The organism is Terrabacter aeriphilus (genome assembly GCF_039542985.1).
GTDB lineage: Bacteria > Actinomycetota > Actinomycetes > Actinomycetales > Dermatophilaceae > Terrabacter > Terrabacter aeriphilus.
The window spans coordinates 55,409-78,778 of sequence record NZ_BAABIW010000010.1; the positions used below are offsets into that span (position 1 = coordinate 55,409).

Sequence of the window (23,370 nt, forward strand, 5' to 3'; positions counted from 1 at the left end):
TCGCGAACTGTGACCTTTCGTTCTGGTCGGACTCGCAAGGTTTGGCCCCTCGACGGGGGCAGGCCCGCAGAAGATGGCCTCTCGACGGTGGGGGTCAGGGGTTGAAGCGGTAGCCGAGCCCGGGCTCGGTGACGAGGTGCCGCGGCGCGGCGGGGTCCGGCTCGAGCTTGCGGCGCAGCTGGTTGGCGTAGACGCGCAGGTAGTTCGACTCGCGGCCGTACGACGGGCCCCAGACGGCGCGGAGCAGGTCCTGCTGCAGCACGAGGTGGCCGGGCTCGCGGCACAGCGTCTCGAGGACCCGCCACTCGGTCGGGGTGAGCCGCACCTCCGCGCCCTCGACCGTCGCTCGGCGCTCGGCGAAGTCGAGCCGGAAGTGGTCGGTCGTGACCGGCTCGAGGTGGCGCCCCACGTCGCCGCCACGCCGCACGGCCGCGCGCACGCGGGCCAGCAGCTCCTCGACCCCGAAGGGCTTGGTGACGTAGTCGTCGGCGCCGAGGTCGAGCGCCTCGATCTTGTCGTCGGACTCGTGCCGCGCCGAGAGCACGATGACGGGCACGACCGACGTGGCCCGGATGCGGCGCAGCACCTCGGTGCCGTCGAGGTCGGGCAGGCCGAGGTCGAGGATGACGACGTCCGGCAGGTCCTCGCTCACCGACTGGACGGCCGTGCGGCCGTCCGCAGCGGTGACGACCTCGTTGCCGTGCGCGCGCAGGGCGATGGTCAGCGTGCGCTGCAGGCGGGGGTCGTCGTCGACGACGAGCACTCGGCTCACGCGTCCTCCTCGGTGTCGGTGGTCGTGCCGGGGTCGGCGAGGGCGAGCGGGAGCGAGACGACCATCGTCAGGCCGCCTCCCGGGGTGTCCTCGGGCACGAGCGTGCCGCCCATGACGGTGGTGAGGCCGCGTGCGACGGCGAGCCCGAGGCCGAGCCCGTCGCCCTGGGGGCTGTCGCCGACCCGCTGGAACGCCGCGAAGATCCGCTCCTTGTCGGCGTCCTCGACACCGGGCCCCCGGTCGACGACCCGCAGCTCGACGCGCGAGCCGATGCGCCCGGCCGTGAGCCGCACCTCGGCGGCGCCGCTGTGCCGCAGTGCGTTCTCGACGAGGTTGGCCAGCACCCGGTCGAGCAGGCCGAGGTCGGCCTGCACGAGAGGGAGGTCGGCCTCGAGGTCGACCTCGACGCGGCCCGGCTCGGAGGTGGTGCGCACCGTGGAGACGACGGCGTCGAGCAGGTCGACGCTGTGGTGGTGGGCGCGCAGGGCACCGGTCTCGAGCCGCGAGAGGTCGAGCAGGTTGCCGATGAGGGCATCCAGGCGGTCGGCGCTCTCCTCCACCGACTCGAGCAGCTCGGCCTCGTCCTCGGCGGAGAGGTCGAGACCGGCCTGACGCAGCGTCGAGACGCCGGCCTTGATGCTCGAGAGGGGCGTGCGCAGGTCGTGCGACACGGCCGCGAGCAGCGTCGTGCGCGCCGCGTTGTCGCGAGCGAGGCCGGCGGCGTCGCGCGCGGCCCGGACGAGCTGCTCGCGCGCGTGCAGGATGGCCGCGTGCGCGGCGTAGGCGTTGACGACGCGCTGGTCCTCGGCGGCGACGGGCGGGCCGTCGAGGAGGAGGTGCACACCGTCGTCGACGGTGACGTCGACGGCCCACGCCGTGCCGACCGGCAGGGGAGAGCCCGCCGGCAGCGCCGGGTCGGTCGAGGCGACGACCGTCGCCGGGCCGTCCGGGCGAACCTCACCGAGCACCGCCCGGAGCATCCCGAGGTCGTCGCGCGCCCGGTCGAGCAGGGCGGGCAGCGGGCGCGGCTCGGCGAGCAGGTCGCGGCTCATCGCCGCGAGGGCCGCCGACTCGCGCTCGGCCGACACCGCCTGTTCGGTGCGGCGGGCCGCGACGTTGACGACCGAGGAGACCGCCATCGCGACGAGGACGAAGACGGCGAGGGCCAGGGCGTTCGGCGGGTCGCTGATGGTCAGGGTGCCGCGCGGCTCGGTGAAGAACCAGTTGACGACGAGCGAGCCCACGACCGCGCAGAAGAGGGCCGGCCAGATGCCTCCGACGAGGGCGCACGCGACCGTCAGCGCGAGGTAGAGGAGCAGGTCGAGCGAGAGCGTGTGGCCCTCCCGGGTCGCGACGAGCAGCCCCGTCAGGGCCGCGAGCGAGACCACCGCGAGGAGCAGGCCCCCGACGACGCGGCGCACCGGGAGGCCGCCGGTGCGGCGTCGGCGGTGGCCGACGCGCGATCCCTCGTGCGACACGAGGTGGACGTCGATGTCGCCGGAGCCGTCGGCCACCTCGGAGGCGATGCTCGGGCGCAGGATCTGCTGCCAGCGGCTGCGACGGCTCACCCCGACGACGACCTGGGTCGCGTTGACGCCCCGGGCGTGGTCGAGGATGGCGTCCGCGACGTCGTGACCCGACACGTCGTGGAACTCGGCGCCGAGGTCGGCCGCCAGCCGGCGCAGCCGGGCGAGCACGGCCGGGTCGGTCGTGGCGAGCCCCTCGGCCGAGCGGACGTGGCAGGCGATGAGGTCGCCGCCCGACGCCCGGGACGCGATCCGCGCACCGCGCCGCAGCAGGGTCTCGCTGCCCTGCCCGCCCGTCAGGGCGACGACGACGCGCTCGCGGGCCGGCCACTGCTCCGAGATGCCCTGGTCGGCGCGGTAGCGCTCGAGGGCCTCGTCGACGCGATCGGCCAGCCAGAGCAGGGCGATCTCGCGCAGTGCCGACAGGTTGCCGGTGCGGAAGTAGTTGGCGAGCGCCGCGTCGACCTTGTCGGGGCCGTAGATGTTGCCGTGCGCCATCCGGCGGCGCAGCGCCTCGGGCGACATGTCGACGAGCTGCACCTGCTCGGCCCGGCGCACCACCTCGTCGGGCACCGTCTCCTGCTGGCGGATGCCGGTGATCGACTCGACGACGTCGTTGAGCGACTCGAGGTGCTGGATGTTGACCGTCGAGATGACGTCGATGCCGGCGTCGAGCAGCTCCTCGACGTCCTGCCACCGCTTCTCGTGCCCGGCGTCGGTGTCGGCGTCGTCCGGCGTCACGTTGGTGTGGGCGAGCTCGTCGACGAGCACGACCTCCGGCCGGCGGGCGAGGACACCGGCGACGTCGAGCTCCGTGAGCCGGCTGCCCCGGTGCTCGACCTCGCGGCGGGGGAGCACCTCGAGGCCCTCGAGCATGACGGCGGTGTGCGCCCGTCCGTGCGTCTCGACGTAGCCGACGACGACGTCGGTGCCGCGCGAGAGCCGGCGGTGGGCCTCGTCGAGCATGGCGACGGTCTTGCCGACGCCGGGCGCCGCTCCGAGGTAGATCCGCAGCGAGCCCCGAGCCATGGACCGATCCTCTCAGGTCACCCCGCGCTCGGCGCCGCGAGGCGCGCGAGGGCGAGGTTGAGCCCGAGCACGTCGACGCGGGGCTGACCGAGGAAGCCGAGCATCCGCTCCTGGGTGTGGTCGGAGACGAGCTGCCGGATGCGGGCGGCATCCACCCCGCGGGCCGCGGCGACCCGCTCGACCTGGGCGGCGGCGTACGCCGGGGTGATGTTCGGGTCGAGGCCGCTGCCCGAGGCGGTCAGCGCGTCGGCGGGCGCGGAGCCGACCGGCAGGCCGGCGGCCTCGGCGCGCGTCTGCACCTCCGACTGCAGGTCGGGACCCGGCCCGAGGTTGGTGCCGCCGCTGGTGTCGCCGGCGTAGTCGCTCGCGGACGGGCGCGAGTGGAACCACTCGGCCCCCGTCCAGCCCTGGCCGAGGAGGCTCGAGCCGACGACCGCGCCGTCGACGCTGACGAGGGAGCCGGCCGCCTGGTCGCGGGCCGCGACCTGGCCGACGGCCCACACGGCCGCCGGGTAGAGCACGCCGAGCAGGACGGTGAGCACGAGCATCGCGCGGAGGCCGGCGAGGGACTGGCGCAGGAGGTTGTTCACGGAGGTCACATCGATTCCGGGGTCACGGGGGTCACGGGGTTCACGGGGGTCGTGGCGTTCACGGGGTTCACAGCGGGAGGTGGCTGACGACGAGGTCGATGAGCTTGATGCCGATGAACGGGGCGATGACGCCGCCGACGCCGTAGACGAGGATGTTGCGTCGCAGCAGGGCGGTGCTGCCGGCGGGCCGGTAGCGAACACCCCTCAGCGACAGGGGGATCAGCGCCACGATGATGAGCGCGTTGAAGATGACGGCCGACAGCATCGCGGACTGCGGTGTCGAGAGCCCCATGACGTTGAGCGCGTCGAGGCCGGGGAAGAGCACGACGAACATCGCCGGGATGATGGCGAAGTACTTCGCGATGTCGTTGGCGATCGAGAAGGTCGTCAGCGCGCCCCGCGTGATGAGCAGCTGCTTGCCGATCGACACGATGTCGATGAGCTTCGTCGGGTCCGAGTCGAGGTCGACCATGTTGGCGGCCTCCTTGGCCGCCGACGTGCCGGTGTTCATCGCGACGCCGACGTCGGACTGCGCGAGGGCAGGGGCGTCGTTCGTGCCGTCGCCCGTCATGGCGACGAGCCGGCCGCCCTCCTGCTCCTTCTTGATGAGCGCCATCTTGTCCTCGGGCGTCGCCTCGGCGAGGAAGTCGTCGACGCCGGCCTCCTGCGCGATGGACTTCGCCGTGAGCGGGTTGTCGCCCGTGATCATGACGGTGCGGATGCCCATGGCCCGCAGCTGCGCGAAGCGCTCCTTCATCCCCGGCTTGACGACGTCCTTGAGGTGCTCGACCCCGAGCACGCGCGGCTGCCCGCCGGCCGGCGCGGACGCGACGACGAGGGGTGTGCCGCCGGCGCTCGCGATGCCGTTGACTTCGGTCAGGACTCCCTGCGGCACGTCACCGCCGTGGTCGGAGACCCAGCGGCAGACGGCGTCGGACGCGCCCTTGCGCACGGCCGTGCCGTCGGGCAGGTCGACCCCGGACATGCGGGTCTGCGCCGTGAACTCCACGAAGGTGGCGCCCTGGCGACGCACGTCGTCGAAGCGGCTCCGCGTCTCGTCGGAGAGGTCGGCGGCGGCGAGCTCGACGATCGAGCGGCCCTCGGGCGTCTCGTCGGCCAGCGACGAGAGGTATGCCGCCTCGGTGACCTCGGAGTCGCCGAGGCCGGGGGCCGCGAGCAGCTCGGTCGCCCGGCGGTTGCCGAAGGTGATGGTGCCGGTCTTGTCGAGCAGCAGCGTCGACACGTCACCCGCCGCCTCGACGGCCCGGCCCGACATGGCGAGGACATTGTGCTGGACGAGCCGGTCCATGCCGGCGATGCCGATGGCCGAGAGCAGGGCACCGATGGTCGTCGGGATGAGGCAGACGAGGAGCGCCACGAGGACGACGACCGACTGCTCCTGGCCGGAGTAGACCGCGAGCGGCTGGATGGCCATGACGGCGAGGACGAAGATGATCGTCAGGGTCGTCAGCAGGATCGTCAGCGCGATCTCGTTCGGCGTCTTCTGCCGGGCCGCGCCCTCGACGAGGGCGATCATCCGGTCGATGAACGTCTCGCCGGGCTTCGTCGTGATGCGCACCGTGATGCCGTCGGACAGCACCGTCGTGCCGCCGGTGACGGCCGAGCGGTCACCACCGGACTCGCGGATGACGGGGGCCGACTCGCCGGTGATGGCGGACTCGTCGACGGTGGCCATGCCCTCGATGACGTCGCCGTCGCCGGGGATGACCTCGCCGGGGCGCACGACGACGACGTCGCCGATCGTCAGCTCCGAGGCGGCGACGGTCTCGAGCGAGCGGTCGGCGCGTCGGCGCTGCGCCGTCGTCGTCGTCCGCGTCGCGCGCAGCGTGGCGGCCTGGGCCTTGCCGCGCCCCTCGGCGACGGCCTCGGCCATGTTGGCGAAGAGGACGGTGGCCCAGAGCCAGAGCGTGATGCTCCACGCGAACCACGTCGGGTCGATGACCGCGACGACGGTCGTGAGGAGCGAGCCGACCCACACGACGAAGACGACGGGGCTGCGCCAGACGTGCCGCGGGTCGAGCTTGCGCACGGCCTCGGGGAACGTCGCGACGAGCTGGCGGGCGAGCACCCGGAGCGACGACGGTGCGGGCGCGGTTCCGGACGGCGCCGGCTCCGGGGTCGGGCCGCCGGCCGACGGCGCGTCGGTGCGGACGGGGGCGGGTGAGGGGGACAGGGTCATGACAGTGCCTCCGCGAGGGGACCGAGAGCGAGCGCGGGGAAGAACGTCAGGCCGGTCACGATGACCGCGACCCCGACGAAGAGGCCCGCGAAGGTGGGTGTGTGGGTGGGCAGGGTGCCGGCGTTGACAGGTCGGCGCCGCTGGGCGACAAGGGAACCCGCAAGGGCCAGCACGAGGACGACGGGCACGAAGCGGCCGAGGAGCATGCAGAGCGCCAGCGTGAGGTTCGTGTAGGGCGTGTCCGCCGAGAAGCCGGCGAACGCGCTCCCGTTGTTGTTGGCCGCGGAGGCGTAGGCGTACATCACCTCGGTGAGACCGTGCGGCCCCGACGCGAGCATCTGGGAGGACACGAGGGGGGCGACCATGCCGATGCCGGTGAAGACGAGCACGAGCGCGGGCATGACGAGCAGCGCGAGCGCGGTCAGCGTGATCTCGCGGCGGCCGACCTGCTTGCCGAGCAGCTCCGGGGTGCGTCCGACCATGAGGCCGGAGATGAAGACCGTGAGGATCGCGAGGAGCAGGGCGCCGTAGAGGCCGGAGCCGACGCCGCCGGGCGAGACCTCGCCGAGGAGCATCGAGAAGAGCACGCCGCCGCCACCGAGCGGGCTGTAGCTCTCGTGCATCGAGTTGACGGCGCCGGTCGACGTGCCGGTCGTGCTCGCGGCGAAGAGGGCCGAGGGCCAGATGCCGAAGCGCACCTCCTTGCCCTCGAGGCCGCCGAGCGGACCGCTCGCGGCGTTCACCTCGGCCCACGTGACGGCCGCGACCATGAGGCCCCAGAGGGCAGCCATGAAGCCGAGCACGGTCCAGCCCTGGCGGCGGTCGCCGACGAGGATGCCGTAGGTCCGCGGGAGCGAGAACGGGATGACGAGGATGAGGAAGATCTCGACGAGGTTCGTCCAGGCCGTGGGGTTCTCGAAGGGGTGGGCCGAGTTGGCGTTGAAGTAGCCGCCGCCGTTCGTGCCGAGCTCCTTGATGGCCTCCTGCGACGCGACGAGCCCACCCTGGATGACCTGCGAGCCGCCCGAGACCGTCGTGACGGTCGTCGGCTCGGTGAGGTTCTGGATGACCCCGCCGAGCAGCAGCACGACGGCGCCGACGAGGGCGAGCGGCAGCAGGATCCGAACGGTGCCTCGCACGAGGTCGACCCAGAAGTTGCCGATCTCGGTGCCGCTCGAGCGCGCGATGCCGCGCACGAGGGCGACCGCCACCGCGAGGCCGACGGCCGGCGAGACGAAGTTCTGGACGGTGAGGCCGAGCGTCTGCACGAGCGGCGACGTGCCCGACTCACCGGCGTACGACTGCCAGTTCGTGTTCGTGACGAACGAGACGGCGGTGTTGAGGGCGGTGTCGAGGTGCATCGAGGCGCCGCGGGCGAGGGGGAGCACTCCCTGCAGGGCGATGAGCGCGAAGAGCAGCACGATGCCGACGAGCGAGAAGCCCACGACGGCCACGGCATACGTCGTCCACCGCTGCTCGGACGACGGGTCCACGCGGCAGAGCCGGTAGACGAGGCGCTCGACGCGCCAGTGCCTGGTGTCGGTGAAGACGCGGGCCATCCACGCGCCGAGCGGCACGTGGACGGCGGCGAGGGCGGCGACGAGGACGGCGATGGTGAGCAGCCCGCTGGCGGTGTCGCTCATCAGAAGCGGTCCGCGTGCAGCAGGACGTGGACGAGGTAGGCCAGCACGGCGACCCCGACCACGAGCAGGAGGATGGTGGAGAACATGCCTCATTCCTAGGCTCGGCCGCACGCCCCGAAGGCGGCGTTGACCGCGCGCTGACGCCTCTTGACGCGATCTTGACGGGCCCGCCACTAGAGTCCGAGGCGTGAGTGCGTCGCTCGAGCTCTGGCCGTCATCACCGCGAAGGACGGGACCGCCGTCGCGGGTGGACCGCCTGCGCCGCAAGGTCGCCGAGCTGCCGTGCGCGCTGCTCCTCTTCGTTCAGCTCGGGGCGTTGCTCGCCTACCCGTTCATCGAGACCCGGCGCGGCGACGTGCAGGAGGTGGGCCGGGCGATCTTCGGGCTCATCGGGCTCGTCGTGCTCTTCCTCGCCGTCCGGGCGGTGCGGGCCACGCCGGCGCTGACGTGGGTCGCCGCCGGGCTCGGTGGCCCGGTCGTGGTCCTGACGATCGCCGAGGCGATCTGGACGAACAACACGACGCTGACGTTCTGGAGCTCGGTCCTGCACGCCCTGTTCTACGTCTACACGGGCTACGGCCTGCTGCGCTACATGTTCGCGGACAACTGGGTCACGCGCGACGAGCTCTACGCGACGGGCGCGACGTTCACGGTCGTGGCCTGGGGCTTTGCCTACCTCTACCTCGCGGTGCAGATCGCCTACCCGCACTCCTTCACAATCTACGGCGAGTCCGGCGAGCCCGGCACGCGCACGTGGTTCGAGCTGCTCTACCTCTCCATCACGACGATGACCTCGACGGGTCTGTCGGACATCTACGCCGTCGAGCCGCACGCGCGGGCGTTCGTGCTGCTCCAGCAGATCGCGGGCATGCTCTACGTCGCGCTCGTCGTCGCCCGCCTCGTCGGCCTGACGATCGCCCGCTTCCGCCAGTAGGTCGCGTCGCCCGCCGAGGCCGTATGCCGTCCGGCGCGGTCAGCGCGGTCAGCGCGGTCAGCGCGGCCCGTCGAGGGCGGCGAACGTCGCGAGGCTCGGGGCCCGGGTCGCCTGCAGGTCGCGGGCCACGGCCTCGACGTCGCGCATGACGCGGAGCGTGTTGCCGCGGACGAGCTGTGCGACGTCGGCCTCGGACCACGACCGCTCGAGGAGCGCCGCGACGAGTCGCGGGTAGCCGCTGACGTCCTCGAGCCCGACGGGGAAGGTGTCGGTGCCGTCGTAGTCGCCGCCGATGCCGACGTGGTCGATGCCGGCCACCTCGCGCACGTGCTCGACGTGCGCCACGACCTGCTCGATCGTCGCGTCGGGCTTCGGGTGCTCGGGCTGCCACGTCGCGGAGAAGCGCGCGAACGCCTCCCAGTCCTTGGCGTCGACCCCGACCTCGGCCGCCGCGGCGGCCGCCTCGACGCGCCACGCCGCCGTCGCCGGCGAGACGAACTCGGGCACGAAGGTCACCATGCAGACGCCGCCGTTGGCCGGCAGCGCCGCGAGCACGTCGTCGGGCACGTTGCGTGGGGTGTCGCAGAGGGCCAGCGCCGACGAGTGGCTGAAGACGACGGGCGCGTCGGTCGTCCCGAGCGCGTCACGCATCGTCGTCGCGGCGACGTGGCTGAGGTCGACCATCATCCCGAGCCGGTTCATCTCGCGCACGACCTCACGGCCGAACTCGCTGAGCCCGCCGACGACGGGCACGTCGGTCGCGGAGTCGGCCCAGGGCGTGTTGTCGTTGTGCGTCAGGGTGAGGTAGCGCACGCCGAGGACGTGGAGCAGGCGCAGCGTGCCGAGCGAGCACCCGATCGAGTGCCCGCCCTCGGCGCCGAGGAGCGAGGCGATGCGGCCCGACGCGGTGGCGGCCTCGACCTCGTCGGCGGTGCGCGCGAGCGCCAGCCGGTCGGCATACGCCCCGATCATCCGGTGCACGCCGTCGACCTGCTCGAGCGTGGCGGTGACGGCCGAGTCGCCCTGCAGGGTGCTCGGCACGAAGACCGACCAGAACTGCGCCCCGACGCCGCCCTCGGCGAGGCGGGGGAGGTCGGTCTGGGTCGTCGCGACGCGGCCGGCGAGGTCGAGCGCCTCGAAGTCGTAGCCCGTCTGCACGCGCGCCTCCCACGGCAGGTCGTTGTGACCGTCGACGAGCGGGTGCTCACGCAGCAGGTCGCGGGCCCGGGCCAGCAGGTCGTCGCGGCGGTGGGGGGCGGGTCCGAGCATGTCGGCCATTGAACACCCCGGCCTCTAGAGTGGACGCATGACCCCTCCCCACCCGAGCGCCGACAAGAGCGTCGCACTCGTCACCCTCGGGTGCACGCGCAACGAGGTCGACTCCGAGGAGCTGGCCGGACGGCTGCTCGCGGAGGGCTGGCGTCTCGTCGACGACGCGTCCGAGGCCGACGTGGCCGTCGTCAACACCTGCGGCTTCGTCGAGCAGGCGAAGAAGGACTCCATCGACGCGCTCCTCGAGGCCTCCGACCTCAAGGGCGACGGCGCCCGCACCCAGAAGGTCGTCGCGGTCGGCTGCCTCGCCGAGCGCTACGGCAAGGAGCTCGCCGACCAGCTGCCCGAGGCCGACGCCGTGCTCGGCTTCGACTCCTACCGCGACATGAGCGCGCACCTGCAGACGATCCTCGCCGGCGGCCACGTCGAGAGCCACACGCCGGGCGACCGCCGCACCCTGCTGCCGCTGACCCCCGTCGAGCGCCAGGCCGGCTCGGCCGGTGTCGCCCTGCCCGGGCACGGCGACGAGCGTCCCGACCTCGCCGACGCCGACGTGCCGACGCCGGCTAGCGGCCCGCGCGTCATCCGGGCCCGCCTCGACGGCCGCCCGTGGGCGCCGCTCAAGATCGCGTCGGGCTGCGACCGCCGGTGCTCGTTCTGCGCCATCCCGATGTTCCGCGGGGCGTTCCTCTCGCGCCGTCCCGCCGACATCGTCGCCGAGGCGCGCTGGCTCGCCGAGCAGGGCGTCAAGGAGCTCTTCCTCGTCTCCGAGAACTCGACGAGCTACGGCAAGGACCTCGGCGACCTCGCGCTCCTCGAGAAGCTGCTGCCCGAGCTGACCGCCATCGAGGGCGTCGAGCGCGTCCGCGTCTCCTACCTCCAGCCGGCCGAGATCCGCCCCGGCCTGCTGCGGGCCATGGCCGACACCCCCGGCGTCGTGCCCTACTACGACATCTCCTTCCAGCACGCCTCGGAGCCCCTGCTGCGCTCGATGCGCCGCTTCGGCTCGCGCGAGGCCTTCCTCGACCTGCTCGCCCGCGTGCGCGCCGACGCGCCGCACGCCGGCATCCGGTGCAACGTCATCGTCGGCTTCCCCGGCGAGACCGAGGCCGACCTCGACGAGCTCGAGGCGTTCCTCACCGCCGCCCGCCTCGACGTCGTCGGCGTCTTCGGCTACTCCGACGAGGACGGCACCGAGGCCGAGGGGTATGCCGACAAGCTCGCCCCCGAGGTCGTCGCCGAGCGGCTCGACCGCTTCACGCGCCTCGTCGAGGAGCTCAACGCCCAGCGGGCCGAGGAGCGCGTCGGCGAGCGGGTCGTCGTGCTCGTCGAGGAGATCGACGAGGAGGACGGGTCGGTCATCGGCCGGGCGGACTTCCAGGGGCCCGACGTCGACGGCGTGACGATCGTGCACGTGCCCGAGGGCGCCCCGGCGCCCCGGGTCGGAGACCTCGTGGCGGCGGTCGTCGTCGGCACCGAGGGGATCGACCTGCTCGCGGAGCCGCGATGACGAAGGAGACGCTCCACCGGGGCGAGGGCCCGTCGCCCAAACCCACCGACTGGAACCTGCCGAACGCCCTGACGGTGCTGCGCTTCCTCCTCGTGCCCGTCTACGCCGTGCTGCTCTTCCAGGACGGCGGCGAGCAGCCGTGGTGGCGCTTCTGGGCCTGGGTGGTCTTCGCGGTCGCCGCGGTCACCGACGGGGTGGACGGCAAGCTCGCGCGGCGCCGTGGCGAGATCACGAACTTCGGCAAGGTCGCGGACCCCATCGCCGACAAGGCGCTGACGGGCACGGCGTTCATCGGCCTCTCGCTGCTCGGGGTCGTGTGGTGGTGGGTCACCGTCGTCATCCTCGTGCGCGAGATCGGCATCACGGTGCTGCGCTTCGTCGTCATCCGGCACGGCGTCATGCCGGCCGGGCGCGGCGGCAAGCTGAAGACGATGCTGCAGACGCTGTCGCTCGGCTCGCTCACGCTGCCCCTCTGGGTCTGGCCGTTCGGCGACGTGCTGACGACGATCGCCTACGTCCTGCTCGGTGCGGCTTTCGTCATGACGGTCGTGAGCGGGGTCGACTACGTCTTCAAGGCGGCCCGGCTGCGCCAGACGAGCGAGCGCACACGGCTGCGCCGTGCCGCGCGAGCCGCCGCGGGTGCTGCCCGGTCGGGCGGGGCGCCCGACGCGTCGGAGCCGGTACGCCTGCCGCAGCCGCACGAGCCCACGGCCCCCGAGCGGACCACCGAGCGGAACTGAGCGTGGTCGCCGACCGCGGCGCCGAGCGCACCCCGACCCCTGCGCCCACCTCCTCGGCGGGTGCCGAGCTCGTCGCCCTGCTGACGGCGGCCGGGCAGACGCTCGCGTGCGCGGAGTCGCTGACGGCGGGCCTCGTCGCCGCGACCGTCGCCGACACGCCCGGCGCCTCGGCCGTGCTCCGCGGAGGTGTCGTCGCGTATGCCGCCGAGCTCAAGACGCTGCTGCTCGACGTCCCGGCCGCGCTCGTGTCGCAGGTGGGGACGGTCGACCCGCAGGTGGCGCTCGCCATGGCCGAGGGGGCGCGCCGCCGGCTCGGCGCGACGTGGGGGCTGGCCACGACCGGGGTGGCGGGACCCGGACCCGCGGAGGGCAAGCCGGCCGGCACCGTGCACGTCGCCGTGGCCGGTCCGGCGGGAACAGTCACGCGCGCCCTGCGGTTGAACGGGAGCCGGGCGCAGATCCGGGCGGGCACGGTCGAGGCCGTGCTGCGGCTCGCGGTCGAGCAGGCCGGCGCCACCGGCGCAACTCCTGCGCCACCGGCGGAGGCACGGGGTACGGTAGCCCTAGCGACCGGCCCGGAGGCTGACCGCGACCCCACTGATCCGACCCAGCGACCCGAAGGAGGGCGAGATGGTGACACTCCTGCGACGTGAGCTCGGCGACGTCCTCCGTGAGCGCCGTCGCGCGCAGGGCCGCACGCTCCGTGAGGTCTCGGCGACGGCATCCGTCTCGCTCGGCTACCTCAGCGAGGTCGAGCGCGGCGAGAAGGAAGCCTCGTCCGAGCTGCTGGCCTCCATCTGCGGGGCGCTCGAGCTGCCCCTCTCGCAGGTCCTCATCGACGTCTCGAGCCGCATGGCCGAGAGCGAGGGCATGGCGACGACGGTCACCCTGCCGGTGCCGACCGGCGACGTGGTGTCGGCCTCCGCTGCCTGATCGTCTACCGTTTCAGGGTGCCAACGCCCTTCTCGGACCTGGACTCCCGCCTGCATCGGGCCGTCGTCGACCACCGCGCCCGGGACGGCGGTCCCGCCTCGGTCTCGGTGTGGCTCGGTGACCTCGACGGTCGCCTGCGCTACGCGCACGAGGCAGAGGCCCCGCACTACGCCGCCTCGACGATGAAGCTGCCGCTCGTGGTCGCGGCGCACCGCCGGGCCGTGCGCGGTGAGCTCGACCTGCACGCGGACGTGCCGGTGACCGGCACCTTCGCCTCCGTGCTCGACGGCAGCCCCTTCGCGCTCGACGAGGGCGAGGACCAGGACCCGCTCACGTGGGGCGCCGTCGGCGGCAGCCGCACCGTGGCCGAGCTCGCCGACGCCGCCATCACGGAGTCGAGCAACATCGCGACCAACCTGCTGCTCGGCGTCGTCGGGCTCGAGGAGGTCGCCGAGGTGCTGCGCCTCGTGGGGTGCTCGCCCCGCACCGTCGTCGGGCGGGGCATCGAGGACGCCGCCGCCCGCGAGGCCGGCATCACGAACACGGTGACGGCCTCCGACCTCGGGCTCGTCATGGCGGCCGTGGGCCGGCGCGACGAGGCTCTCGGCGGCGAGCCGGTGCTCGGCCCGGTCGAGGAGCTGCTGGCGCGTCAGCGGCACGTCGACCAGGTGCCTGCCGGCCTGCCGGACGGCACGCCCACCGCGAGCAAGTCCGGCTGGATCCCGGGCGTCTCGCACGACGTGGCGCTCGTGCGCCCGGCGGGTGAGGAGCCCTTCGTCCTCGCGGTCTGCACGACGATCGACCTCGAGGAGACCGAGGCGGCGGCGTTCGTGGCCGGCATCGCGCGCGACGTGTGGGCGGCCGCCCACGCCGAGGGGGCGGGGGCATGACGACCATCGACCGCGTCATCGCGACGCCCTCCTCGGTGCGCCTGCACACGCCCTTCGTCACGGCGCTGCGCCGCACCGAGACGACCGACACCGTGGTCGTCACGGTCACCGACAGCGACGGCCGCACCGGCTGGGGCGAGGCGCCCCAGGTCTGGCAGGTGACGGGGGAGTCGCTCGCCGGCGCCACGGCCTGCATCGAGCAGATGCTGGCCCCGGTCGTCGTCGGCCGACCGCTCGACGACCGTGACGACCTCGCCGCGGCGGCCGCCCTCGTGCAGCGCGCCGTGGCGCGCAACTTCGGGGCCAAGGCCGCCGTCGACGCGGCCCTGCACGACCTCGTCGCCCAGGCGGAGGGCACCTCCGTCGCCGCCCTGCTCGCCGGCCGGCCGGACGGCATCCGTGATCGGCTGACGACCGACGTCACCCTCTCGGCGGGCGCGGCCGACGCCCTCGCCGACACCGCCCGACGGCGGGTCACCGAGGGCTTCCGCACGCTGAAGATGAAGGTGGGCACCGACGCGGGCACCGACGTGCAGCGGGTGGCCGCGGTGCGTGACGCGGTGGGGGCCGACGTGGCGATCCGCCTCGACGCCAACCAGGGCTGGACGCGCGAGGAGGCGGTGCAGGTCATCCGCGCCCTCGAGGTGGCCGACCTCGGCGTCGAGTTCGTCGAGCAGCCCGTCGTCGCCGAGGACGTCGAGGGCCTCGCGTGGGTGCGTGAGCGGGTCGGGCTGCCGGTCATGGCCGACGAGTCCTGCTACGGGCCGCACGACCTCGAGCGGATCATCCGGCTCGGTGCCGCCGATCTCGTCAACGTCAAGCTCGCCAAGTGCGGGTCGCTGACGACGGGTCGCGACCTGCTGCGCCGCGCGCACGAGGCGGGGCTGCGCACCATCGTCGGCTCGATGATGGAGAGCCACATCGGTGTCGGCGCCGCGGCGGCGCTCGTCGCGGCCGAGCCGACGACCGAGGTGAGCGACCTCGATGCGGCGTGGTGGTCCGTGGCGTCCCCCGTCGAGCACGGGATCGCCTACTCCGGCAACGAGATCCAGCTACCCACGGCGGGCGGTTTCGGCATCGGTCGCCGCCTCTGAGCCGAGCGCCCTCGGGCCGACGATGCCTGGGACGACGATGCCTGGGACGACGATGCCTGGGACGACTGAGGGCCCCGCCACCGGCGGGGCCCTCGGTCGTGCGGACGAGGTCGGTCAGTTGCCGACGAGACGCAGCGAGAACGTGCCCTCGCCGTCGCCCGTGCTCGACTGGTTGATGCCGACCGAGCGCAGCGACTCGACGAACGACTTCTGGTCGCCCTTCATCTCGCCGAGGTAGAGCTTCTCGATCTTGTCGAGGTCGACGAAGACGGCCGTCGTCGACGACGAGACGTCACCGACCGCCAGCTTGAAGGCGTCGCTGTCACCGAGCTTGCCGCCGGCCTTGAGGGCATCGGCGTAGGCCTGGGTCGTCGCCGCGTAGACGGTGTCGCCGTCGACCGAGTGGGTCAGCGGGTCGGTGCCGCCGCCCGCGAGGGCGCCGAGGCGGCCGAGCAGCTCGTCGGCGCGCTTCGCGTCGCTCGTGACGACCTTGCCACCGATGCTGAACGTCCCGCTCTGGAAGTCCTGCTCGGGCAGGGCGAGGGTGAACGACCGGCCGAGGAGCAGCTTGAGGTCGTCGGGCAGCTTGACGTCGAGCTGGTCCTCGAGCTGGCCGACGAGGTCATTCTGGCCCTGGGCCGATCCCAGCGAGTCGAGCTGCTTCTTCACCTGCGGCCACGCGGTGTCGACGAGCTGGTCGCCGCCGGCCACGTGCATGGCCGCGACGGTGTTGTCCGGGAGGTTGACGAGCTGCGCGCCGTCACCCTTGACCGCCTTGGTCCCGTCGGCGCCGCGGAAGACGCCCGACAGCTCGACGTAGTCGGCGTCGAAGCGCAGGGCCGCGGCGAAGCGTCCCTTCGCCCCGGCGGTCGCCAGGGTCGAGTCCATGCCGGACCCACCGAGCTTCGAGATCTCCTTGATCCCGTTGGTCGCGTCGAACCAGGCCGACATGACGCCCTGCTCGCCGAGCGCGCCCATGTCGTCGGCGAACGTCGCGTTGTCGGCGAGCGAGCCGCGGTCGACGGCCGCGACGGTGGCGTCGCCGGTGCCCTTCGGCGTGATGAGGGCGTAGCCGTCCTTCATCCGCAGCTCGGCGCCCGTGCCGTCGGTGTCGCACGCGAGCAGCTTCGTCAGCGTGTCCCTGGCGGCGTCCTCGTCCTTGACCTGCACGGCGATCGCGACGTTCGGCTTGTCGCTCGTGCCGCCCGGGCGGAAGGCGGCACCAGCGCGGTCGCCGAGCCACGGGGCGATGTCGGAGTCGTAGCTGAACTTCGCCGCGCAGGCGTTGCTCGAGTCCTTCGTCGCGAGCTCCCAGAGCTTCTTGCGCGGGTCGTCGCTGCCGAGGGTGTCCTTGACCTGCGGCAGCTTGCCGAGGAAGCGGACGGCAGCGATCTTCTGGCCGGCCGACGGGTCGATGTCGAGCCGCACGTAGGCATAGGCGTCGCCGGGCAGCACCTCGGCGGGCTGGGCACCACCGCCGCTCAGCGCGGTGGTGGCGACGATGCCGGCACCACCGAGCACGAGCACCGTCGCGAGCGCCCCGACGAGCAGGCCCGTGCGGCGGCGACCACCGGTGGTGGGCTGCGTCGCCTCGTCGGCGAGCGCGACGCCGGCCGCGGCGGGCGCGTGCGCGGACGTCGCGTCGGCGCCGGCGGGGTAGGAGTACTGCGGCACCGGCACGGTGTGCTCGGTCGGGACGGCCTGCGTGGTCTCCGGGCCGGGCGTGCCGGCGGCCGACGGGTCGGGCGCGTCGGAGGGACCCTCGGTGGGTCCCGGGTGGTCTTCGGTCATTGGTTGCTCCCCTGACGTGTGCGCTGGGCCCGTGTGGGCACGGGCGAATGAGGACGATACCGGTCGCGGGACGCGGGCGTGCGCGCTTGCGGCAACCCTCGGACGCCGGATGCGCGCGGCGGGGTTCCCGGCGGGGGAGTGGCAGACTGCAGGAGTGCGGATGAGCCACTTCTGGACCCTGATGGACGACGAGTTCGGCGCGGCGTATGCCGGGTCCCTCGCCCGTGACCACGTGATCGGGGCGCTCGGCAACCGCACGGCTGCGCAGGCCCTCGCCGACGGCGAGCCCCCGCGGGCGGTGTGGGAGGCGCTCTGCGTCGACATGGACGTCCCGCCGGCGCGACGCCTCGGCCGTGACACGCGCGTCGCGCGGGGGGCCGAGGGCGGTCGTTCGGGTCGCTGAGGACGCGACGGCGTCTCGCGGCGTGTCGTGCTCCGGGTCGAACACGTGTTCGGTAGTGTTCTCCACAGGTCCTGCGCCACCACCCCCATCGTCCACAGGCCGTCTCGTGGAACACCCCGATGTCGGCGCCGGCACCTAACGTCTGACCCGACAGCGGATCTCGCACCGGCGAGGCCTCGGCCCGGGTCGAAGGTAGACGACCGCAACGCAGACGGCAGATAGGTGACCGACATGGCTTCGGTGCAGATGAAGGACAAGGACAAGGCCCTCTCCTCGGTGATGGGCCAGATCGAGAAGAGCTACGGCAAGGGTGCCGTCATGCGCCTCGGCGACGACATCCGCCCGCCGATCGAGGTGATCCCCACGGGCTCGATCGCGCTCGACGTCGCGCTCGGCATCGGCGGACTCCCGCGCGGCCGTGTCGTCGAGATCTACGGCCCGGAGTCCTCGGGCAAGACGACCGTCGCCCTCCATGCCGTCGCGAACGCCCAGAAGGCCGGCGGCATCGCGGCGTTCATCGACGCCGAGCACGCCCTCGACCCCGACTACGCCAAGAAGCTCGGTGTCGACACCGACGCCCTGCTCGTGTCGCAGCCCGACACGGGTGAGCAGGCGCTCGAGATCGCCGACATGCTGATCCGGTCCGGCGCCCTCGACATCATCGTCATCGACTCGGTCGCCGCGCTCGTGCCGCGGGCCGAGATCGAGGGCGAGATGGGCGACAGTCACGTCGGTCTGCAGGCCCGCCTCATGAGCCAGGCGCTGCGCAAGCTCACCGGTGCGCTCAACAACACCGGCACGACCGCCATCTTCATCAACCAGCTCCGCGAGAAGATCGGCGTCATGTTCGGCTCGCCCGAGACGACGACGGGTGGCAAGGCGTTGAAGTTCTACGCCTCGGTCCGTCTCGACGTCCGTCGCATCGAGACGCTCAAGGACGGCACCGACCCGGTCGGCAACCGCACGCGCGTCAAGGTCGTCAAGAACAAGGTCTCGCCGCCGTTCAAGCAGGCCGAGTTCGACATCCTCTACGGCCACGGCATCTCCCGCGAGGGCGGGCTCATCGACATGGGCGTCGAGCACGGCTTCGTCCGCAAGGCCGGTGCCTGGTACACCTACGAGGGCGACCAGCTGGGCCAGGGCAAGGAGAACGCCCGCAACTTCCTCAAGGACAACCCCGACCTCGCCGACGAGATCGAGAAGAAGGTCAAGGAGAAGCTCGGGGTGGGCCCCCGCGTCGACCAGCCGGCCGAGGTCGCGGACGTGCCCGTCGACTTCTGATCGTGACCGGTCCACACCACGGCAGTGGCGCGAGCCCGGCGGAGCGCCGGGCCCGCGCCGCGGCCGCTCTCGCCGAGGCGGAGGGTGTCGCGGGCGTCCGCGCCCCCTGGGGCTCTGCGCCGGCGGGGGAGCGGCCCGATTGGGCGCCACCGCCCGAGGACACCGAGGCCCAGCTGCCTGAGGCCGACGCCGACTCGGTGGCCCGCGCCATCGTCCTGCGCCAGCTGAGCATGGCTCCGCGCAGTCGCGCACAGCTCGAGAAGAAGCTGCGCCAGCGCGGCTGCGCCGACGACGTGGCTGCCCGCGTGCTCGACCGGATGACCGAGGTCGGCCTCGTCGACGACGAGGCCTACGCCCAGATGCTGGTCCGCTCGAAGCAGTCCGACCGGGGGCTCGCCCGCCGGGCCCTCGCGCACGAGCTGCGCAAGCAGGGCATCGACCAGGAGCTCGCCGACGAGGCCCTCGAGCAGGTCGGCCCGGGCGACGAGCGGCTCCGGGCCGAGCAGCTCGTGGCGAAGAAGCTGCGCTCGATGCGCGGGCTCGCGCCTGACGTCCAGGCGCGGCGGCTCGCCGGCATGCTCGCCCGCAAGGGCTATCCCGGCGAGACGGCCTGGCCCGTCATCCGCGATGCGCTCGACGGCCTGCCCGAGCACGAGCGCGACTGACGGGAGTGGCCGCAGCGCGATTGGTGGGTGCCGACGAGGGTGCCCGGGTGGCGCGAAGGGGTGGGAACCGGTCCGGTTCCCACCCCTCGGGCGTGGTGCTGGGCTCGCTCAGGCCTGCGCGGGCACGTTCGCGATGGCCGACACGTCGAACTCGAGCTTGACCTTCTCGCTGACGAGGACGCCACCGGTCTCGAGGGCGGCGTTGAAGGAGAGGTTCCACTCGGTGCGGTCGATGGTGACCTCGCCCTCGAAGCCGACGCGGGTGTTGCCGAACGGGTCCTTGGCCGAACCGGTCTCCTCGAAGGGGATCGTCACGGACTTGGTCACGCCGTTGATGGTGAGGTCACCGGTGATGGCCCACTCGGTGCCGTCGCGCTCGACGTCGGTCGAGACGAAGGTGATCTGCGGGTAGTTCGCGATGTCGAAGAAGTCGGGGGTCTTGAGGTGGCCGTCGCGCTGCTCGTTGCCGGTCGTGACGCTCGCCGCGGAGATGGTCACGGTGACCGAGGAGTTGGCGGGCGTGGCGGTGTCGATGTGGGCGGTGCCCTCGAACTCGTCGAAGTGGCCGCGGACCTTGGTGACCATGGCGTGCCGCGCGGAGAAGCCGACGCGCGTGTGGCTCGGGTCGAGGGTGTAGTCGCCGGTGATGTCGGCCACGGCGGTGGAGGGCGTCTCGGTGACGGCGTCGTCCTTGGTGCGGTTGAACAGTCCCATGTCAGGTCCTTCGAAGTAGGTTATTGAACTTTCAACAACTAGGATGAGGGGAAGTTGTTGAAGTGTCAAGCAAGGGCGTCAACGGTGCGTCCGGGCGTGCTATTCCCGCGCGTCCCCCCAGGGTTCGCACGCGGGTCGGGCGGGCCGGGCCGCACGACGTACCCTTGTCGGTGCCATGACAACCGAGAACATGACGGCGCCGAGCGCCGTGCAGCAGCCCGCCGGTCGCCGGACCTACGACGTGCGCACCCACGGGTGCCAGATGAACGTCCATGACAGCGAGCGCCTGGCCGGCCTGCTCGAGACGGCCGGCTACGTCGACCTCGCCAGCCTGCCCGCGGGGGAACGCCCCGAGGTGGCCGACGTCGTGGTCTTCAACACGTGCGCCGTCCGCGAGAACGCCGACAACAAGCTCTACGGCAACCTCGGCCAGCTGCGCCCGGCGAAGCAGAAGAACCCGGACATGCAGATCGCCGTCGGTGGCTGCATGGCGCAGAAGGACCGCAGCACCATCGTCGCGCGCGCCCCCTGGGTCGACGTCGTGTTCGGCACGCACAACATCGGATCCCTGCCGGCCCTGCTCGACCGAGCCGCGCACAACAAGCGGGCGGAGGTCGAGATCCTCGAGAGCCTCGAGGTCTTCCCCTCGACGCTGCCGACGCGGCGCGACTCCGCCTACAGCGCGTGGGTCTCCATCTCGGTCGGCTGCAACAACACGTGCACCTTCTGCATCGTCCCGAGCCTGCGGGGCAAGGAGGCCGACCGCCGCCCCGGCGAGATCCTCGCCGAGATCGAGGCGCTCGTGGCCCAGGGCGTCGTCGAGGTGACGCTGCTCGGCCAGAACGTCAACACCTACGGCGTCGAGTTCGGCGACCGCCTCGCCTTCGGCAAGCTGCTGCGGGCGTGCGGGCAGATCGAGGGGCTCGAGCGCGTGCGGTTCACCAGCCCGCACCCGGCCGCCTTCACCGAGGACGTCATCCTCGCGATGGCCGAGACGCCGAACGTCATGCCGAGCCTGCACATGCCGCTGCAGTCCGGCTCCGACAAGGTGCTCAAGGACATGCGCCGCTCCTACCGCAGCACGAAGTTCCTCGGCATCATCGAGAAGGTCCGCGAGCACATCCCCGACGCCGCGATCACGACCGACCTCATCGTCGGCTTCCCCGGCGAGACCGAGGAGGACTTCCAGGGCACGCTCGACGTCGTGCGCGCGTCGCGCTTCTCGAGCGCCTTCACCTTCCAGTACTCGATCCGCCCGGGCACGCCCGCCGCGACCATGGACGACCAGGTGCCCAAGCCGGTCGTCCAGGAGCGGTTCGAGCGTCTCATCGCGCTCCAGGAGGAGGTCAGCTGGGCCGAGAACCGCCGGCTCGAGGGTCGGCGGGTCGAGGTGCTCGTCGCACCGTCCGAGGGCCGCAAGGACGCCGAGACCAAGCGCCTGTCGGGCCGCGCGCGCGACAACCGCCTCGTCCACTTCGCCGTGCCCGAGGGCGCCGAGGTCCCGCGCCCGGGCGACGTCGTCACCGTCGACGTCACCTACGGCGCGCCGCACCACCTCGTCGCCGACTCGGGCCTGCAGGGGGGCGCGTATGCCGTCCGGCGCACCCGCGGGGGCGACGCCTGGGCCGCGCTCCAGGACGTGCCGCAGGGCGCCGGCAAGCCGGCGGTCAGCCTCGGCATGCCCTCGCTGGGCAAGCCGGCAGCAGCACCGACCGCGCCGACCGGGCCGGGCTGCGCCGTCGGCTGAGCCGATTCGGGCCCGGCCGACCCCTCGTGCTTGACTTGGCGCATGAGCGTGCGTCCCATCGTCATCACCGGTGAACCGGTCCTGCACCGTGCCGCGGCCCTCGTCACGGAGTTCGACGACGAGCTGCGCACGCTCGTCGAGGACATGTACGAGACGAACGTCGCCGCCAACGGCGTCGGGCTCGCCGCGCCGCAGGTCGGGGTCGGACTGCGCCTGTTCATCTGGAAGATGGCGAACGACGACGGCGTGCCGGAGCAGGGCCACGTCATCAACCCGACGGTGACCACCTCGCGGATCCCGCAGGAGCGGCCCAACCCCGACGAGGAGACCGAGGGCTGCCTCTCGGTGCCGGGCGAGGCCTTCCCGCTCAAGCGCGCCGACCGCGCGCACGTCGTGGGCCTCGACGTCGAGGGCAACCGGGTCGAGTTCGACGCGACCGGCTGGTTCGCCCGCTGCATGCAGCACGAGTACGACCACCTCAACGGCACCCTCTACGTCGACCGGCTCGACGACCGCCAGGCCAAGAAGGCCCGCAAGGCCGTCAAGCGCAACGGCTGGGGCAAGCCCGGCAACGCCTGGCACCCCGGTGTCGACCGCGACCCGTTCGGCCACGACGAGGACGACGCCGACGAGCACGCCGACGAGCTCATCGGCTGAGCACGCAGCGCCGTGACGTCCGACCACCTCCCGGCGGACCCGGAGCCGATCGTCGCGGTCGTCGGGCCGACGGCGACGGGCAAGTCCGACCTGGCCCTCGACCTCGCCGAACGGCTCGCCGGCGAGATCGTCAACGCCGACTCCATGCAGTTCTACCGAGGCATGGACATCGGCACGGCGAAGCTGCCCGTCTCCGAGCGGCGCGGCATCGCCCACCACCAGCTCGACGTGCTGGACGTGACCGAGGAGGCGAGCGTCGCGGGCTACCAGACGGCGGCGCGCGCCGAGATCGCCGGCATCCGTGACCGTGGCCACCGGCCGATCCTCGTGGGCGGCTCGGGACTCTACGTCCGCGCCGCCCTCGACCGGCTCGAGATCCCGCCCACCGACGCGGTCGTGCGCGCGCGGCTCGAGGCGGAGGCCGAGGTGGTCGGCGCGGACGCGATGCACGCGAGGCTGCTCACCCTCGACCGCCGGGCCGCCACCACGATCCTGCCCGGCAACCGGCGACGCGTCATCCGGGCCCTCGAGGTCATCGAGCTCACCGGCCGTCCGTTCAGTGCCTCGATGCCCACGCGTGAGTTCGTCGCTCCCGCAGTGGTGCTGGGTCTCCGCGTCGACCGGGAGCTCCTCGTCGAACGCATCGACCGCCGGGTCGACCGGATGTGGGAGGAGGGGTTGCGGGGCGAGACCGAGTCCCTGCTGACCCACGGCCTGCGTGACGGTGTCACGGCGAGCCGCGCCATCGGCTACAGCCAGGCGGTCGCCGTCATCGACGGGGTGATGGGCGAGGAGCACGCCCGCGCCGAGACCGCCCAGGCGACGCGGCGCTACGCCCGTCGGCAGGAGTCCTGGTTCCGCCCCGACCCGCGCATCGTGTGGCTCGACGCCCTCGCCCCCGACCTGACGGAGCAGGCGCTCGCGGTCGTGCGCGCGGCGGACGACGGGTCGCGACCCGGCATACCGGAGAATGGGTGAC

Annotated in this window: 22 protein-coding genes; 13 read left to right on the top strand and 9 right to left on the bottom strand. The window is 72.7% G+C overall.

Going from position 1 to position 23,370, the window contains the following annotated elements; all coding sequences use genetic code 11:
- Positions 1-94: 94 nt before the first annotated feature.
- Genes ABD979_RS07200 through ABD979_RS20080 form a run of 6 tightly spaced genes read right to left on the bottom strand, consistent with a single transcriptional unit; the run spans position 95 to position 7,846 of the window.
- Entirely contained in the window at positions 95-772 is a 678-nt protein-coding gene (locus tag ABD979_RS07200) for a response regulator transcription factor (protein ID WP_345506782.1), read from the bottom strand.
- A complete protein-coding gene (locus ABD979_RS07205) occupies positions 769-3,327 on the bottom strand; it encodes a DUF4118 domain-containing protein (RefSeq protein WP_345506783.1) in 2,559 nt (852 codons plus the stop codon). Before ABD979_RS07205 ends, ABD979_RS07200 begins: the two co-directional genes overlap by 4 nt.
- A 17-nt stretch (positions 3,328-3,344) precedes the next feature.
- Positions 3,345-3,926, bottom strand: coding sequence for a potassium-transporting ATPase subunit KdpC (gene kdpC / locus ABD979_RS07210; protein ID WP_425583931.1), 582 nt, complete (start codon positions 3,924-3,926; stop codon positions 3,345-3,347).
- A 58-nt stretch (positions 3,927-3,984) separates the two neighbouring features.
- Complete coding sequence (gene kdpB / locus ABD979_RS07215) at positions 3,985-6,117, bottom strand: potassium-transporting ATPase subunit KdpB (RefSeq protein ID WP_345506785.1); 2,133 nt, start codon at positions 6,115-6,117, stop codon at positions 3,985-3,987.
- The gene (gene kdpA, locus ABD979_RS07220; RefSeq protein WP_345506786.1) at positions 6,114-7,760 is read right to left on the bottom strand and encodes a potassium-transporting ATPase subunit KdpA; all 1,647 of its coding nucleotides are present in this window, start codon (positions 7,758-7,760) and stop codon (positions 6,114-6,116) included. The genes kdpB and kdpA overlap by 4 nt, the downstream gene beginning before the upstream one ends.
- Entirely contained in the window at positions 7,760-7,846 is an 87-nt protein-coding gene (locus ABD979_RS20080) for a potassium-transporting ATPase subunit F (protein WP_425583938.1), read from the bottom strand. The genes kdpA and ABD979_RS20080 overlap by 1 nt, the downstream gene beginning before the upstream one ends.
- Before the next feature lie 101 nt (positions 7,847-7,947).
- On the opposite strand from ABD979_RS20080, the gene ABD979_RS07225 reads away from it, so the two are divergent.
- Positions 7,948-8,694, top strand: a complete 747-nt coding sequence (locus ABD979_RS07225) for an ion channel (RefSeq protein ID WP_345506787.1) — start codon at positions 7,948-7,950, stop codon at positions 8,692-8,694.
- Between the two features lie 57 nt (positions 8,695-8,751).
- Here ABD979_RS07225 and ABD979_RS07230 read toward each other — a convergent pair whose 3' ends face one another.
- Entirely contained in the window at positions 8,752-9,972 is a 1,221-nt protein-coding gene (locus ABD979_RS07230; protein ID WP_425583933.1) for a dipeptidase, read from the bottom strand.
- A 28-nt stretch (positions 9,973-10,000) separates the two neighbouring features.
- On the opposite strand from ABD979_RS07230, the gene rimO reads away from it, so the two are divergent.
- Genes rimO through ABD979_RS07260 form a run of 6 tightly spaced genes read left to right on the top strand, consistent with a single transcriptional unit; the run spans position 10,001 to position 15,133 of the window.
- Positions 10,001-11,476, top strand: a complete 1,476-nt coding sequence (gene rimO / locus ABD979_RS07235; RefSeq protein ID WP_345506789.1) for a 30S ribosomal protein S12 methylthiotransferase RimO — start codon at positions 10,001-10,003, stop codon at positions 11,474-11,476.
- A complete protein-coding gene (pgsA, locus tag ABD979_RS07240; protein WP_345506790.1) occupies positions 11,473-12,216 on the top strand; it encodes a CDP-diacylglycerol--glycerol-3-phosphate 3-phosphatidyltransferase in 744 nt (247 codons plus the stop codon). Before rimO ends, pgsA begins: the two co-directional genes overlap by 4 nt.
- Before the next feature lie 2 nt (positions 12,217-12,218).
- Complete coding sequence (locus tag ABD979_RS07245; RefSeq protein WP_345506791.1) at positions 12,219-12,869, top strand: CinA family protein; 651 nt, start codon at positions 12,219-12,221, stop codon at positions 12,867-12,869.
- Positions 12,847-13,149 carry a helix-turn-helix domain-containing protein gene (locus tag ABD979_RS07250; RefSeq protein ID WP_345506792.1) on the top strand — a complete coding sequence of 101 codons (303 nt, stop codon included), beginning with the start codon at positions 12,847-12,849 and terminating at the stop codon, positions 13,147-13,149. Before ABD979_RS07245 ends, ABD979_RS07250 begins: the two co-directional genes overlap by 23 nt.
- Before the next feature lie 17 nt (positions 13,150-13,166).
- Entirely contained in the window at positions 13,167-14,039 is an 873-nt protein-coding gene (locus tag ABD979_RS07255) for a serine hydrolase (protein ID WP_345506793.1), read from the top strand.
- A complete protein-coding gene (locus ABD979_RS07260) occupies positions 14,036-15,133 on the top strand; it encodes a mandelate racemase/muconate lactonizing enzyme family protein (protein ID WP_345506794.1) in 1,098 nt (365 codons plus the stop codon). Before ABD979_RS07255 ends, ABD979_RS07260 begins: the two co-directional genes overlap by 4 nt.
- Before the next feature lie 114 nt (positions 15,134-15,247).
- On the opposite strand, the gene ABD979_RS07265 is transcribed toward ABD979_RS07260, so the two are convergent.
- The gene (locus tag ABD979_RS07265) at positions 15,248-16,924 is read right to left on the bottom strand and encodes a DUF3352 domain-containing protein (RefSeq protein ID WP_345506795.1); all 1,677 of its coding nucleotides are present in this window, start codon (positions 16,922-16,924) and stop codon (positions 15,248-15,250) included.
- 160 nt (positions 16,925-17,084) lie between these two features.
- Between ABD979_RS07265 and ABD979_RS07270 the strand changes: the two genes are divergently transcribed.
- The 3 genes from ABD979_RS07270 (at position 17,085) to ABD979_RS07280 (ending at position 19,273) form a co-directional block, all read left to right on the top strand.
- Positions 17,085-17,327 carry a DUF3046 domain-containing protein gene (locus tag ABD979_RS07270; RefSeq protein WP_345506796.1) on the top strand — a complete coding sequence of 81 codons (243 nt, stop codon included), beginning with the start codon at positions 17,085-17,087 and terminating at the stop codon, positions 17,325-17,327.
- A 231-nt stretch (positions 17,328-17,558) separates the two neighbouring features.
- Entirely contained in the window at positions 17,559-18,608 is a 1,050-nt protein-coding gene (gene recA, locus ABD979_RS07275) for a recombinase RecA (protein ID WP_425583934.1), read from the top strand.
- A gap of 2 nt (positions 18,609-18,610) precedes the next feature.
- A complete protein-coding gene (locus ABD979_RS07280) occupies positions 18,611-19,273 on the top strand; it encodes a regulatory protein RecX (protein WP_345506797.1) in 663 nt (220 codons plus the stop codon).
- Positions 19,274-19,381: 108 nt separating this feature from the next.
- On the opposite strand, the gene ABD979_RS07285 is transcribed toward ABD979_RS07280, so the two are convergent.
- Complete coding sequence (locus tag ABD979_RS07285) at positions 19,382-19,987, bottom strand: YceI family protein (RefSeq protein WP_345506798.1); 606 nt, start codon at positions 19,985-19,987, stop codon at positions 19,382-19,384.
- A 175-nt stretch (positions 19,988-20,162) separates the two neighbouring features.
- Between ABD979_RS07285 and miaB the strand changes: the two genes are divergently transcribed.
- The 3 genes from miaB to miaA are packed head-to-tail and all read left to right on the top strand — an operon-like array spanning position 20,163 to position 23,369.
- Positions 20,163-21,734: a tRNA (N6-isopentenyl adenosine(37)-C2)-methylthiotransferase MiaB gene (gene miaB, locus ABD979_RS07290; protein ID WP_345506799.1), complete on the top strand. Its 1,572-nt coding sequence runs from the start codon at positions 20,163-20,165 to the stop codon at positions 21,732-21,734.
- 42 nt (positions 21,735-21,776) lie between these two features.
- Complete coding sequence (gene def / locus ABD979_RS07295; protein ID WP_345506800.1) at positions 21,777-22,391, top strand: peptide deformylase; 615 nt, start codon at positions 21,777-21,779, stop codon at positions 22,389-22,391.
- Positions 22,392-22,403: 12 nt separating this feature from the next.
- Complete coding sequence (miaA, locus tag ABD979_RS07300; protein WP_345506801.1) at positions 22,404-23,369, top strand: tRNA (adenosine(37)-N6)-dimethylallyltransferase MiaA; 966 nt, start codon at positions 22,404-22,406, stop codon at positions 23,367-23,369.
- The last annotated feature ends 1 nt before the right edge of the window (position 23,370 follow it).